The organism is Bacillus sp. 165, from assembly GCF_017742235.1.
Lineage (GTDB): Bacteria > Bacillota > Bacilli > Bacillales > Bacillaceae_G > JAGHKQ01.
Genome location: NZ_JAGHKQ010000012.1, coordinates 1 through 14,382, shown reverse-complemented (window position 1 = coordinate 14,382; position 14,382 = coordinate 1). Strand labels below are relative to the sequence as shown.

The 14,382-nt window shown below is 38.3% G+C and carries 11 protein-coding genes and 1 rRNA gene; 8 read left to right on the top strand and 4 right to left on the bottom strand.

All coding sequences use genetic code 11. From position 1 onward, the window contains the following. The first annotated feature begins 44 nt into the window (after positions 1-44). Positions 45-1,799 carry an ABC transporter ATP-binding protein gene (locus J7Q84_RS14900; protein WP_209095443.1) on the top strand — a complete coding sequence of 585 codons (1,755 nt, stop codon included), beginning with the start codon at positions 45-47 and terminating at the stop codon, positions 1,797-1,799. A 25-nt stretch (positions 1,800-1,824) separates the two neighbouring features. Here J7Q84_RS14900 and J7Q84_RS14895 read toward each other — a convergent pair whose 3' ends face one another. The 3 genes from J7Q84_RS14895 to J7Q84_RS14885 all read right to left on the bottom strand — a co-directional run bounded on the left by J7Q84_RS14895 (position 1,825) and on the right by J7Q84_RS14885 (position 9,146). Next, the gene (locus J7Q84_RS14895) at positions 1,825-2,913 is read right to left on the bottom strand and encodes an FUSC family protein (protein WP_209095441.1); all 1,089 of its coding nucleotides are present in this window, start codon (positions 2,911-2,913) and stop codon (positions 1,825-1,827) included. Between the two features lie 163 nt (positions 2,914-3,076). Continuing rightward, positions 3,077-7,489, bottom strand: a complete 4,413-nt coding sequence (locus J7Q84_RS14890; RefSeq protein WP_209095572.1) for a glutamate synthase-related protein — start codon at positions 7,487-7,489, stop codon at positions 3,077-3,079. Between the two features lie 364 nt (positions 7,490-7,853). Then, complete coding sequence (locus J7Q84_RS14885) at positions 7,854-9,146, bottom strand: glutamate-1-semialdehyde 2,1-aminomutase (protein WP_209095440.1); 1,293 nt, start codon at positions 9,144-9,146, stop codon at positions 7,854-7,856. A gap of 157 nt (positions 9,147-9,303) precedes the next feature. On the opposite strand from J7Q84_RS14885, the gene J7Q84_RS14880 reads away from it, so the two are divergent. From J7Q84_RS14880 to perR, 6 genes are all read left to right on the top strand, one after another. Next, positions 9,304-10,317 carry an ABC transporter ATP-binding protein gene (locus J7Q84_RS14880; protein WP_209095439.1) on the top strand — a complete coding sequence of 338 codons (1,014 nt, stop codon included), beginning with the start codon at positions 9,304-9,306 and terminating at the stop codon, positions 10,315-10,317. Next, entirely contained in the window at positions 10,310-11,101 is a 792-nt protein-coding gene (locus J7Q84_RS14875) for an ABC transporter permease (protein WP_209095438.1), read from the top strand. The genes J7Q84_RS14880 and J7Q84_RS14875 overlap by 8 nt, the downstream gene beginning before the upstream one ends. A 2-nt stretch (positions 11,102-11,103) precedes the next feature. Further along, on the top strand, positions 11,104-11,889 hold the full coding sequence (locus tag J7Q84_RS14870) for an ABC transporter permease (protein ID WP_209095437.1): 786 nt from the start codon (positions 11,104-11,106) through the stop codon (positions 11,887-11,889). 52 nt (positions 11,890-11,941) lie between these two features. Beyond that, positions 11,942-12,352 carry a potassium channel family protein gene (locus J7Q84_RS14865; protein WP_209095436.1) on the top strand — a complete coding sequence of 137 codons (411 nt, stop codon included), beginning with the start codon at positions 11,942-11,944 and terminating at the stop codon, positions 12,350-12,352. A gap of 55 nt (positions 12,353-12,407) precedes the next feature. Continuing rightward, on the top strand, positions 12,408-12,875 hold the full coding sequence (gene bcp, locus J7Q84_RS14860) for a thioredoxin-dependent thiol peroxidase (RefSeq protein WP_209095435.1): 468 nt from the start codon (positions 12,408-12,410) through the stop codon (positions 12,873-12,875). A gap of 308 nt (positions 12,876-13,183) precedes the next feature. After that, entirely contained in the window at positions 13,184-13,621 is a 438-nt protein-coding gene (perR, locus tag J7Q84_RS14855) for a peroxide-responsive transcriptional repressor PerR (protein ID WP_209095427.1), read from the top strand. Between the two features lie 21 nt (positions 13,622-13,642). Here perR and J7Q84_RS14850 read toward each other — a convergent pair whose 3' ends face one another. Continuing rightward, entirely contained in the window at positions 13,643-13,999 is a 357-nt protein-coding gene (locus tag J7Q84_RS14850; RefSeq protein ID WP_209095420.1) for a YgzB family protein, read from the bottom strand. A 322-nt stretch (positions 14,000-14,321) separates the two neighbouring features. Here J7Q84_RS14850 and J7Q84_RS14845 point away from each other — a divergent pair. Beyond that, positions 14,322-14,382: ribosomal RNA gene (locus tag J7Q84_RS14845) — 16S ribosomal RNA — on the top strand; the annotation flags it as partial.

Sequence of the window (14,382 nt, the reverse complement as noted above, 5' to 3'; positions counted from 1 at the left end):
GGTTTTTTGTCATACATTAGGGATAAAGAAACGGTGGTGAAAATGTGGAGGGTATTAAACGGTATTTACAATTTGTCAAACCATATCGCTGGCAAATCATGATTACGATTTTAATCGGGCTTGTGAAATTTGGTATTCCCTTGATTCTTCCTTTGCTGTTGAAATATATTATTGATACCATTATCGGAGGCACTATGGGGATAGAGGAAAAGACGCGGCAGCTTTTCCTTGTTATGGGTATTGCATTATTCGTGTTTGCTATATTACGTCCGCCTATTGAATATTATCGTCAATACTTTGCACAGCGCATTAGTAATACAGTTTTATACGATTTACGAAAACGTATTTTTGGGCATTTGCAAAAGCTTAGCTTGCGGTATTATTCTAATACGAAAACCGGAGAAGTAATCTCTCGAGTTATTAACGATGTGGAACAAACAAAGGACTTTGTGATGACAGGGTTGATGAATGTTTGGCTTGATACAGCAACCATTTTCATTGCTGTAGCGGTCATGCTTTCCATGAATATAAAATTGACAGTTGTGTCGCTCATTGTTCTTCCTTTTTATTCTGTGGCAGTCAAGTATTTTTTCAGCCGTCTTCGCAGCCTGACGCGTGCACGTTCCCAAGCTCTTGGAAGTATGCAAGGCTATCTTCATGAACGAATTCAAGGTATCCAAGTAACACGAAGCTTTGCATTGGAGGATTACGAAGAAGACCAGTTTGATGGAAAAAACAAGGAATTTCTAAATAAAGCTTTAAATCATACGCAATGGACAGCGAAAACTTTTTCTTTTATTAATACTTTAACCGATATCGGACCGTTAATCGTCATTGGAGTTGCAGCTTATGAAGTTATTCATGGCATGTTAACGATAGGGACGCTGGTAGCGTTTGTCGGGTATATGGATCGTCTTTACAATCCGCTTCGCAGACTAATCAACTCCTCTACTACATTAACGCAGTCGTTTGCTTCTATGGATCGTGTATTTGAATTGTTGGATGAAGAGTACGATATTGAAAATAAACCTGATGCTGTTATTAGAAAAGAAATGCAAGGGGATATAATGTTTAAAGATGTGTCCTTTCGTTACAACGATGATGAACCAGACATTTTAAAGAATATTTCTATTCATATTCCGCAAGGCGAAACGGTAGCGTTAGTAGGGTTAAGTGGGGGCGGAAAATCCTCTCTAGTGAGTTTGATTCCTCGTTTTTACGACGTTACCGCAGGAAAGATCATGATGGATGGAATGGATATACGCAACTATGATGTAAAGAGTCTTCGTAATCATATTGGTATAGTGCTGCAAGATAATATTTTATTTAGTGATACGATTAAAGCGAACATCTTGTACGGCAAACCTGAAGCGACAGAAGAAGAAGTGATAGAAGCAGCCAAAGCTGCTTATGCCCATGATTTTATTATGGAACTACCTAATGGATATGATACTGTGGTAGGAGAAAGGGGAGTTAAACTTTCAGGGGGGCAGCGGCAGCGGATTGCAATTGCACGTGTATTTTTGAAAAATCCGTCTGTTTTAATTTTTGATGAAGCTACCTCTGCATTGGATCTTGAAAACGAAAAGTATATTCAAGAGACGTTGCAAACATTAGCTAAGGACAGAACAACTATTATTATTGCCCATCGGTTGTCCACGATTACCCATGTAGATAAGATTATTTATTTAGAGAATGGAGAGATTAAAGAAATTGGCTCTCATGAAGAGCTTATGAAAAAGCGAGGGTACTATTACGAATTATTTCATATTCAAAGTGTTGAATGTATTAGTCAATAATAAAACCTCCGCTCATGCGGAGGTTTTATTCATCTTCACGTTGTTCCTCAATATCAAGCTCATCTTCTGGTTTATGATAGGCATAAAAGCTGTCGATTAAACGGTCTAAATGTTCGGCTTTTTCGCTGTAATCGATAATGGATGATATAAGGGGGAACAAGTGAAGCCATAATTTATATTGATCTTCATCGTCAGGGTTTTGATACCCCATAAAGCTACGCAGTAATGCCTGCCGTCCGGCACATACCTCATCTAAAATTTCCGAAACAGGCTGTGGTTTCACTTTACCGATAAATTTCAGTAATACTTGTTCATGATAGTTGACCAGGCAATCCAATTCAGTTTTAATCAAATGTTGAAATGCTTCTGGCATATGATGCAGTTCATTTTCTAAACGATGAAGTAGCTTTAGTGTGTCTAATGAGCGATTCGTTGTTACGAGCATTTGACGGAATAATACCAATTTCCGTGCTTTTGAGTATTTGTCTTTTTTAAAGTAACTGCGCTCTTCTTTGTACAATAAATAAAAATGATTGAGTTTAATCATTTTATCTTTCATTCTATTAATATCTGATTTTAATGAAACAAAGTCAGATGCTTGGCGGCTGTTCATTCGAATCCATTTTAAAATTTCTTCTGTATTATTCACTATTTTATGGTATAGCTTAGTTTCATATCGCGGAGGCATAAACACAAGGTTCACGATAAATGCTGAAAAAATCCCAATCATAATGGTAACAAATCGCAGTAAAGCGAAGTCAAAGAAATTAGCTCCTTGATATTCCATAATGGCAATGACTGTTACAATGGCAATGGAGATTGTATTTTCCAGTCTGAGTTTCAGAGTCACGATAATTGTAAGAACAGCAGCTAGACCGATAATAAATGGATTGTTCCCAAAGGCCAGCACGAAGACAATTGCAAATACCGCCCCGATGATATTAGCTTGGAATTGTTCCAATGCAGTTAAGTAGGAACGATATACAGAAGGCTGCAGGGCAAACACAGCTGAGATTCCGGCAAAGACCGGGGAGGGTAAATCGAATAGCATGGACGCATACAGCGCCAGCGTGATTGCAATACCCGTTTTTAATATACGAGCACCGAGTTTCATGGTATTTTACTAGTCCTTTCTTTGTTAGAGACTTCATGCACAATATGATACTATACTCTGATTATTGGTGTTCTGCAAGGGATATTTACAGGAAAAACCTGCTGATGTCAGCAGGTTTTTTGTATCATCTATATTGTCGGTAAGAAGACTCATTTGCATTCCATTATTCAGTCGAAATAGAAGGGTCAGCTTGTTCTTTGATAGGATTGATTTCAACGAAGTGTTGTTCTACATCGTCCAAAAGTGCTGAAATTACATTTACTTCATCATATTGCTCATGCTCTGTTAATATACGGATGTAATCGATAAGAAGCTCTGTTACGTCTTCTGCTCCTTTTTCACTTAGTTTGCCAATGGATACATTTGCCCCTTTGGCTACACGGCGATTAATAGCATCTATCGTTAATCCCATATCTGGTTGATGGCGGATATAGACTACTCCGCCTGTCATACCAGCACAAATCCAAGGACCAGGATCTCCTAATACAAGTCCGCGTCCATTTGTCATATACTCAAAAGCAAATCCTTTAATATTGGCATTTACACCTATATTACCAAATTCTTGCTCCAGGATTGGCTTCTTGAGATGCCCTCCAATAATCATATCGGCTCCGGAAAGGCGAATGCCAGCACGAGCATCAGCGTTTCCTTGGACGTATAGAGAGCCTTTTTGTGCACCATATCCAAATCCTTTACCGACTGATCCATTATAGTATTGTCCGTTCTTCCCTTTAGCTTTCATAATGTAAATGCCGCCGCCAAGTGAGGTTTTTCCGATACCGTCTTGTGCGCCTCCGCTTACATGAATAAAGAGATTTTCACTGTTATAGGCACCCAGTCCATTTCCTGGAACAGATCCATCTTTATACTTTAGTGTGACGGGCTCTAGGGTGGAACCGGCAAGCTTTTCTCGTACTCGATAGCAGGACTCCAAGCTTCCCATTACCCGTTGTTCTACACCGACAGCTACAAGTTCTTTAGACTCCGCTGCAAACTGTGTTTCCTTCTTTTCTTGGGTTAATGAGGCAACAAGTGTATACTCCTCTATTTCTAAAAAATCCAATAAATGGGATAAATTGAGTTGTTCTACGCCTCGCGCTTGGACTAATAAATCAGAACGACCAACAATTTCTTGTAAGTTGCTAAAGCCGAGTTGTCCGGTCAATCGTTTTAATTCCATTCCGAATGTAGAGAAAAGATTGATTAACCCCTGAATAGCACCATTAAATTCACGAGGAACGAAACGACGCAACCCATGCTCCTTAGCTTGTGCTTCTGATCCAATTTGTGTTGCGATACCAACGTGACATGTATCTAAATGACAACCGCGGCATGTTGTACATCCGATGGCAATCATCGACAGTGTACCGAATCCAATACGATTCGCGCCAAGGAGCATAACCTTTAATGCGTCTGCTACACTTCTAATGCCGCCATCTGCCCAAATCTCTACATTGCTTCGCATTCCAGCTTCTATAAGGGCATTATGAGCTGATTTTACACCGATTTCTACAGGAAGGCCTACATGTTGGAGCGCATGAATGCGTGCTGCTCCTGTTCCGCCATCGAAACCACTGATATTAATAAAATCAGCACCAGCTTTTGCGATACCGACAGCAATTGTTCCTATATTCGGAACAACCGGTACTTTTACAGCTACCTTTGCCTCATTATTAGCTGTTTTAATCTCTGTAATTATTTGAGCTAAATCTTCAATTGAATAGATATCATGGTTATTTGAAGGGGAAATTAAGTCAGAGCCAATTGTAGCATTACGTGCTTCTGCAATTTTTGCTGTTACTTTTGAACCCGGTAAATGACCGCCTTCTCCCGGTTTTGCACCTTGACCGATTTTAATTTCTATTAAATTAGAAGAATTTAACAATTCCGCATTCACCCCGAAGCGTCCAGAGGCAACTTGTTGTCCGCGTGTCTTCGGGTATTTGCCAATCATATCTTTAATTTCGCCGCCTTCACCATTCAAACTTATCATATTTAAACGATCTGCTGCTTCAGCATAGGCGCGAAAAGCCACTTCATTTTGTGAACCGAAAGACATGGAACTGATAATAAACGGCAAATCATGATCTTTTACGGCAATACTTACTGTTTCTATTGGAGCAGGAGAGGTGGATTCTTTAAAGTCGGTTAAGTGACGTATTGTAATTGGAGTTTTTTCCTCTATTTCTCCTAGCTTATCGCGATAATCATCATAAGCACCACCTTTTGCTACATCCCCGATAGCTTTCCAAATTCTAGGGAAAATATGGAAATATTTGCGAAGGTGCACATTTTCATTCTGATAGTCTTCTGCTCTTTTTATTGCATCCTCTTTTAAAGATGCAAAGTTGTAAGATAATGTGTCTGATCCTAGGAAGTTTACAATATTTAACATATCTGCTATCTCTTGAGGTAAACCTATAGAAGAGAAGAGACGTCCGTACCCGCGCAGTTCATGAATGCCGATTGTAGAGATGACTTTTTCTAATCCTTTAGTTAATGAGTTATACAGGTTTAAAGCGGGTTTATAGTTTTCCTCACTAATTGTAGCAAACATTAAATAAGGGCTTACCATGTCTGCGCCTAATCCATACGCTGTAACCAGGTCGTGTAAGGACCGTATTGCGCCAGAGCGAAGGAGGATGGAACAGTCACGGCGCAGTTGTTTTTTTACAAGAGCTCCTTGTACTTTCGCTACAATAAGGTGAGGATCGATCCATAAATAACCATTTTTATGTGCATTTTCATCATCCAAAATAAGAAGAGAAGCACCTTTTTTTACTGCAGTCACAGCTTCATATGCAATGCGTTCTAGTGCTGTATCTAATTGTTCCTCAACTGTGAAAGTTGCAGATAGGCGATAGAAAGAATCAAATGTCGTGAATAACGCAACAAGCTGTTCATAAGAAGGTTGCTGAGTTCTGTCTGCGACCTCTTGACCAATGCTTCCTTCTAGTAGAACAGGAGAAGGTAATTCTGCAATAAAATGCTTTTCTTGCTTTTCTGTTAAAGAAGGACGCTTGCCGACAATTGTCCTTGTAGAAAAATGCTCTACTTCCCGATCACGGTCGATAGCGGGATTGGTTACAACCGCTACGCTTTCTTTAATAAAATCAGCGATATTGCGCCTTTCTGTATCTAATGCTGCTAGCGGAGCATCGTGTCCTAAAGAACGAATCGGTTCAGCTCCTTTTTCTGCCATCTGTTCAAGGAGCTGAATATTTTCCCGCCCCCAACCGAATGCTACGTATTGCCTTGTTTCGACCTTTGGTATTGGCAGAGTACTGTTCTGTTTAAACACTGCAGGAGGGAGGAGGTGTAAATGATAATCAGTCAAGTTTACGCGTTGACTGAAGCGTTTATACACTTCCTCTTGGTATGCTTGATACTCATAAATTTCTATCTCATCATTGTTCCACTTTAATCCAATTTTTTCTCCTGGAGCAAATGATTTTGGTTCGGCAGTATACTCATCAGGAAGTACGACACCAGGTTCAGATGAAAAAATATAAGATGTTTCAGTTTCTACTTTCCACAATGGTCTCAGCCCCAATGAGTCTACACTAAAAACAGCCTCATCTTTGTAACGAGAAATAATACCAGCTGGTCCTTGAGCAAAATGCCCCCAGCCTTCACGCATATAGGTATATAAATCTTGAAGATGCTCTTTATATAATTTGATTTCATTAATAATAGGCGGGAATAACAAATCTACAGCTTCAAACAAACTATAGCTATGGCGAGTTAAAAAAGTTTCAATAGTCCGGTTTAAATCTTGTGAATCGCTGCCGCCGTTAGTAAGAGGGACATTCATCATGTCTGCCTGGTCACGAAGTTTAGCGATTGTATTTATTTCACCGTTATGTCCTAGTACGCTAAATGGTTGTACACGGAAAAAGTTAGATAATGTATTTGTTGAGTAACGGTTATGCCCCAATGTCATAGTTGAAGCAATCAAGGGGTTAGTTAAGTCATTATAGTAGTTTACTAATGTGTCTCCCGCGCCCATGACTTTGTATACAACATGATGAGTACTTAATGAAGCAACATGAACTGCTTCGTTCTTCTCGATTTCAATTGTTAGGTCAAACAGTAAGGCATCCAGATTAGGCTCTTTTCCAGCAAGAAGTGAAAATTGCCAGAAAATTGGCTCTTCTTTTAGTGCAATCGGTCCCAAAGCTGCTGAGTTTGTAATGTTTATCGATTCAAATAATAAGGAAAACCCTTTATTTTTAAACATTTCCTTGATTTCATTTTGAATATGAGATACGTTCTGTTTTTGATCAATAAAAAAATGGCCGACAATGAATTCTGGTTGGTCGGCAAGAGAAGGGTTAGTTCCGACAGAAGAGAGCTTTTCTTTCCATAAATTTTTCGGAATATCAATATGTATCCCTATTCCATCTCCTTCACCATTAATAAATCCGGCACGGTGATTCATTTTTACTAGTGATTGAATACATAGATTAATATTATCTTTTGTAGGAATTCTTTTCTTTTCAATAACGGAAACGATTCCACATGCATCGTGTTCAGTATTATAAAAGTCTTTAAATAGGGCAGGGGTCCATTTCATTTTGTCGGCCGAATCGGCCTTCACCTCCATCTGCAAAATAAGTATTAGAGCACTAGAAATGTACGAGTGTATCGGTGTTTCATTTTAAGTACATATATCGAACCCTTTAGAAAAAAAGAATGTTTTAAAAATTAAGAAATTTAAGTTTAAAAAAATGAATATTGAATAATTATACTATCAAAATGGAATTTATGAAATAGAAAAAAGAAAAAAATAGGAGGAAAGGTACCTCCTACTTTTAATTTAAGTAAATGCATCCTGCGTAAACAGAGTTTGGAAACAGTTCGTTCAAAGTTTTGGAAAGTTAGAAGCAGATTCGATGAATTAAAGATTACTAAGTGATGCTTCTGAAGATTTTTTAACTTTACAGTGCAAGTTCTTTAAAGGCTTTACCGACAGCATCAATTGTATCAAATATATCTTCTTTTGTATGTTCTGTGGTTAAGAACCAAGCTTCGTATTTAGATGGGGCTAAATTGATGCCTTGTTGCAGCATGAGTTTGAAAAATTTAGCAAACATTTCTCCATCTGTATTTTGTGCTTGGTCGTAATTTTCGATTATTTCTGTTGTAAAGTATACTGTAAGAGCGCCCTTTAAGCGATTGATTGTCATTGGAATGCTGTAACGTGCAGCTTGTTCCTTGATACCGGACTCAAGCATTGCGCCCAGTTCATCTAATTTTTCATATACGCCTTCTTGTTTTAATACTTCTAAGCAGGCAATACCTGCCGACATAGAAGCAGGATTTCCTGCCATCGTTCCAGCTTGGTAAGCCGGACCAAGAGGTGCTACTTGCTCCATAATTTCTTTTTTGCCGCCGTATGCCCCAATTGGAAGGCCGCCACCTATAATTTTACCGAGGGCAGTCAAGTCTGGTGTGACATTTAATAAATTTTGTGCTCCCCCGTACATAAAACGAAATGCTGTAATGACTTCGTCGTAAATCACTAATGCCCCAGCTTGATGTGTTAATTCGTTTACTTTCTCCAAAAAACCTTCTTTTGGCTGTACGATTCCAAAGTTCCCCACAATTGGTTCAACAAGAACGGCTGCAACCTCATGTCCCCATTTTTTTAATGCTGCTTCATATGCATTGATGTCGTTATAAGGCACCGTAATGACTTCTTGGGCAATACTTTGCGGGACGCCTGCTGAGTCGGGAGTACCTAGAGTTGAAGGACCTGATCCTGCTGCTACAAGAACTAAATCAGAATGACCGTGATAGCAGCCTGCAAACTTCATGATTTTGGTACGCCCAGTATATGCGCGTGCTACGCGAATTGTCGTCATCACTGCTTCGGTACCAGAATTGACAAAGCGCACCTTATCCAAGGAAGGAATAGCTTCTTTTAACATTTTAGCAAATTTTACTTCTAACGCGGTCGGAGTGCCGTATAAAACACCTTTTTCAGCTGCTTCTTTAATGGCTTCTGTAATATGGGGATGAGCATGGCCTGTAATGATTGGACCATACGCCGCTAAGTAATCGATATATTTGTTGCCATCGATATCCCAAAAATATGCACCATCTCCTCTTTCCATAACAACAGGGGCACCGCCGCCCACTGCTTTATAGGAACGAGAGGGGCTGTTTACTCCTCCAACGATATGCTCTAGCGCTTCTTTATGTAATTGTTCAGATTTTGTGAAATTCACTGCTTTTTCTCTCCTTTAAAAATGTCTCCTCTATATTGAGTGTGATATATCACTTTATTGTATCATCATTGAATTGAAAGGGAAAAGTCATATTGTTTGTGATGAGTAAGGCAGTTGGGTAAACTATTTGATGTGAAAATAGAAAAGGGGTGCCATCATGAGTCACATCATTGAAGTAAGGGAGTTGCGAAAAGAGTTTGTTTCGTATTCAAGCCGTGTTGGCTTGAAAGGTGCTTTCCGCGACTTATTTACTCGTAACTATAAAGTAATTCCTGCGGTTAACAATATTTCGTTCAGTGTAAAACGAGGAGAAATGATTGGATATATTGGGGAAAATGGTGCAGGAAAATCCACAACGATTAAAATGCTGACCGGTATTTTAACACCAACATCCGGTCATATTGTAGTGAATGGAATGAACCCGCATAAAGATCGAGAGAAATTTACTCGTTCGATTGGTGTCGTTTTCGGGCAACGCTCTCAGTTGTGGTGGGATATTGCTGTGCAGGAGTCGTTCCGTTTGTTAAAAAAGGTGTACAATGTATCGGATGAGCAATATAAAGAGCATATGGAGCATGTTATTCAAACGCTCGATATTGGGCCGCTTTTAGATAAGCCTGTTCGCAAACTTTCGCTTGGGCAACGGATGCGATGTGAGCTAGCTGCAGCTTTAATTCATAATCCACCATTGTTATTTTTAGATGAGCCGACTATTGGATTAGATGTTCTTGTTAAATTGAAAATCCGCGAATTTTTAAAAGAGATTAATGAAAAGTACAAAACAACTATCCTTTTAACTACACATGATATTTCAGATATTGAAGCATTGTGTGATCGTGTTGTGATGTTAGATGAAGGGAAAATCATTTATGATGGTGCCTTAGAAAAGCTTCGGGCTCAATGGGGGGATGAAAAGGAAATACAATTTCATTTTTCCAAACCAGTGCAGTACTATGAATTGGCAGGTCTTGTGCCTGACAGCGGTGTAGAATGGATGAAGGGAAGCGGACAGAATGTCTGGATTGCTAAGCTTCCAAATGAAGAAGTGATAATTTCTGTTGTAATTGCAAAGGTAGTGCAGACCTTCCAAATTAAAGATATAAAAATTAATGAAGTATCTACAGAAGAAATTATTCGCAACATCTATGAAGAGGGCGTTGTTCATGGGTAAGTATTTAGAAATGATCCGAATGCGCTTTTTAATGATGTTGGCTTATCGAACCAATTATTACAGTGGTATTTTAATATACAGTATTAACATCGGAGCTTACTATTTTTTGTGGACTGCTATTTATGGTGGGAAGGAAAATATTCAAGGTTTATCCGTTATGCAAATAACGACGTATGTAGCTATTTCATGGATGGCACGAGCCTTTTATTTTAACAATATCGATCGTGAAATTGCTATGGAAATAAGGGAAGGAAGAGTGGCAGTAGAACTCATTCGGCCGTATAACTATTTAGGAATGAAAGTGATGCAAGGACTAGGAGAGGGAGTGTTTCGCTTTGTTTTCTTCTCTATACCCGGAATGATTATTGTTACATTAATCTTTTCACTTCAGATTACGGCTAATCCGACGACTTGGATGTATTTTTTACTTTCAACATTGTTCAGTTTTATTATTAATACGCAAATAAACCTATTAACTGGAATGATGACATTTTTCTTGTTTAATAACGATGGATTGATGTATGCGAAACGTGTAATTATAGATTTATTTTCGGGGCTCTTATTGCCAATTAGTTTTTATCCTCTTTGGGCTCAAGATATTATGAAGTTCTTTCCGTTTCAAGCAATCAGTTATATTCCAAGTATGATTTTCTCAGAAGGGTTACAAGGTACAGCTATGGTGAATGCTATTGTATTCCAAATCATTTGGTCTGTCGTTCTTGTTTTCCCGATTGCTTTTATGTGGCGAATAGCGAAAAAGCGTCTCGTGGTGCAAGGAGGATAAAAATGTTATATATAAAACTTTTTTTGCAATATGCCGGACAGTATTTGAAAACGAAACTGCAGTACCGCGGTGATTTATTGGTCGGTTTGCTTTCAGATTTGTTGTTCCAGGCCGTTAATTTGGTATTTATTTTAGTAGTATTCGGTCATACACAAATGCTACAAGGGTGGAATCGTGAAGAAATCATTTTTATATACGGATTTTTCTTGGTGCCGTTTGCCTTATTTTCCACATTTTTTAATATATGGGATTTTAATGACCGCTATATTGTAAAAGGCGAAATGGATCGTATTTTAACTCGCCCTGTTCATAGCTTATTTCAAGTGGTATTGGAGCGTTTGGAACTCGAATCGTTATTCGGCGGTGTCACAGGTTTGTTAATTATGGGATATGCAGCAAGCAAACTGAATCTTGTGTTCCATTGGTACGACAGTATATTGTTTCTTGTTATGGCAGTGGGAGGGGCTCTCGTATACGGCGGGATTTTTATTTCGCTTGCTAGTATTGGTTTTTGGTCTGATGCCAAAACATCGATTATGCCGCTCATGTATAACATAGGAAACTACGGGCGCTATCCAGTTGATATTTATAATCGTGTAATCCGTTTTGTGTTAACTTGGGTTCTGCCATTTGCATTTGTGGGTGTTTATCCAGCCTCTTATTTTTTAAGAAAACAAGAATGGTACGGATATGCTTTTCTCACCCCGATTATCGGTCTGATATTCTTTTTATTTTCTGTGTTTTTATGGAATATAGGAGTCAGAAAATATCGGGGAGCAGGTAATTAAGGACAGTCTATTTTAGCTGCCTGTCTCATAAGATGAAATGAGGTGGGCAGATATGATATGGGTAGTTGTATTAGCTTTGGTGATAGTAAGTATAGGGAAAAGTGTGCAAGCTTTATGGGTATCTACCCATGTGACAAGACATTTTTTTTCCTTTCATAATTTATTGCTTCTTTGTCTTATTTACACAACTGTATTAGTAGCATTTGGTTTGAGCTATATTGTATTAGAAGAAATGGGACTGCCTGTTTTGGAAGAGGATGGGAAGGATTTAGATGTCCATTCGTTTCAAATTGTAGAGATCTGTATGTATTTTAGTGCTATTACCCTGTTGTCAGTTGGATATGGAGATATTATACCAATAGGAATAGGACGCTGGATTGCCATTGTGGAGGCGTTGGTCGGTTATACTATGCCTGCGGCTTTTGTCGTACACTCAGTAATGGAAAACGAAAAAACGAGTTAGCTTAATGGATGTGTAAGTTAATTATAGAAGAAGTGAAGGTAAGGAGGAATCTATAATGATTGAAACAGGGACACAAGCACCTGAGTTTACATTGTCGGCAAGTAACGGGAAGGATGTAAGCTTATCTGATTTTCTAGGGAAAAATGTAGTTATCTATTTTTATCCGAAAGATATGACACCGGGCTGTACGACACAAGCGTGTGACTTTCGTGATGCGTTTGGTTTATTCCAGGAGGAAGAAACAGTTATTTTGGGCATCAGCCCCGATCCGATTGCTAAACATGCCAAGTTCATCGAGAAACATCAGCTTCCTTTTCTTTTATTAGTAGACGAGCAGCATCAAGCTGCCCAATTGTACAATGTATGGAAGCTGAAAAAGAACTTTGGAAAAGAATACATGGGGATTGAACGTTCTACCTTCGTTATTAACAAACATGGAGAGCTTGTTAAAGAATGGCGTAAGGTGAAAGTTAAGAACCATGTTCAGGAAGTTCTTAATTATATACAAGATAATTTGAAATAATATTTACAACTAAGTCATTCGTCTATACAGATTCGTAAAACAGTCATATGCTAGAAGTGTAGGGCATACCTCCTCAGATGATAGCGTGTTTGATGTGCGGGAATTATTCTCGCACTTTTTTTATTCTCTAACGATTTAAGCTGTGCTATATGTGATTTTTAGCATATAATGTACTTAGTAAAGATAATCTGCTTGTATTTTCATAAAAAGTTGTATACTAATAATAGAAATATTGACAGGATAGTGAATGTAGCAGTACACTAATTGTAAAAATTATAAAGTAATAATCTTTATAGTGTTGGGGGTGCATGACGGTGATTAAAGAAGAGATAAAAGAAGCATTGGATATGTTGAAGGGTACAGGTGTTCGTATTACTCCGCAACGTCATGCCATTTTAGAATATCTTGTGGAATCTATGACGCATCCAACAGCTGATGAAATTTATAAAGCGTTAGAGGGTAAGTTTCCGAATATGAGCGTGGCTACGGTTTATAATAACTTACGGGTATTTAAAGAAGTGGGACTCGTTAAAGAGTTAACTTATGGAGATTCTTCAAGTAGATTTGATTATATTACAAACCAACATTACCATGTAATTTGCGAGCAATGCAGTAAAATTGTTGATTTTCCATATACGGGACTGGAGAAGGTGGAGCAGCTGGCTCAGGAAGCCACAGGCTTTATTATCCGAAGTCATAGAATGGAATTATACGGAATTTGCCCGCAATGCCATAATAAAGAGTAATAATAAAGGCTGACAAATTTGTCAGCCTTTATATGTTTTACGATTGTATTTTTCGTTAAAATCCTGACCTTCTAAGTTTTTATCTAATGTCAGTGGTTCTTTACAATACATACAAACATCGACACGTCCCAGCATCTTAGTCGGTTTGGAACATGAAGGACATACAACCTGCACCGTCTTTGTTGACAGCATCCCAATCCAAAAATATACTACTGTACTTCCGATAATAGATAAAAAGCCAAGCACCATGAAGGACGTCATTATAATTGGAGAAGTTCGGAAAAAGATACCGATGTACATAATGATGAACCCAATAAAGACTAAGCTGAGTGCAAATGTGCGGATTTTATTAATCTTGCTGCTGTATTTAATACCCATGAGCATTTCCCTCCTCTATGGCTACTATATCATATACAGATAATCTTTTTCATGTTTCTTGGGAAGGAAAAGGTGTTAGTTTTTTACTGAAGCATAATGTGAAATTTTTAATTAAAAAGTATTGACCATGTATTTTAGTCATGATATATTAATAAACGTCGCTGATGAGCAAAACGTTAAGCGATGAAATAAAAAAAGATTATTGACATCAAAAAAAAGAGATGTTAATATGATGAAGTCGCCTTGAGCGGCACCGTAGTTCTTTGAAAACTGAACAAAACAAGAAACAAACGTCAAGTTTTAAATGAGCAAGTCAAACACTTTTATGGAGAGTTTGATCCTGGCTCAGGACGAACGCTGGCGGCGTGCCTAATACATGCAAG

Bases quoted from the DNA above. Each gene is read 5' to 3' on its own strand.
- J7Q84_RS14890 (WP_209095572.1), bottom strand. From the start codon at position 7,489: ATGAAATGGACCCCTGCCCTATTTAAAGACTTTTATAATACTGAACAC.
- J7Q84_RS14875 (WP_209095438.1), top strand. From the start codon at position 10,310: ATGGGTAAGTATTTAGAAATGATCCGAATGCGCTTTTTAATGATGTTG.
- bcp (WP_209095435.1), top strand. From the start codon at position 12,408: ATGATTGAAACAGGGACACAAGCACCTGAGTTTACATTGTCGGCAAGT.
- J7Q84_RS14895 (WP_209095441.1), bottom strand. From the start codon at position 2,913: ATGAAACTCGGTGCTCGTATATTAAAAACGGGTATTGCAATCACGCTG.
- J7Q84_RS14880 (WP_209095439.1), top strand. From the start codon at position 9,304: ATGAGTCACATCATTGAAGTAAGGGAGTTGCGAAAAGAGTTTGTTTCG.
- perR (WP_209095427.1), top strand. From the start codon at position 13,184: ATGACGGTGATTAAAGAAGAGATAAAAGAAGCATTGGATATGTTGAAG.
- J7Q84_RS14870 (WP_209095437.1), top strand. From the start codon at position 11,104: ATGTTATATATAAAACTTTTTTTGCAATATGCCGGACAGTATTTGAAA.
- J7Q84_RS14865 (WP_209095436.1), top strand. From the start codon at position 11,942: ATGATATGGGTAGTTGTATTAGCTTTGGTGATAGTAAGTATAGGGAAA.
- J7Q84_RS14850 (WP_209095420.1), bottom strand. From the start codon at position 13,999: ATGGGTATTAAATACAGCAGCAAGATTAATAAAATCCGCACATTTGCA.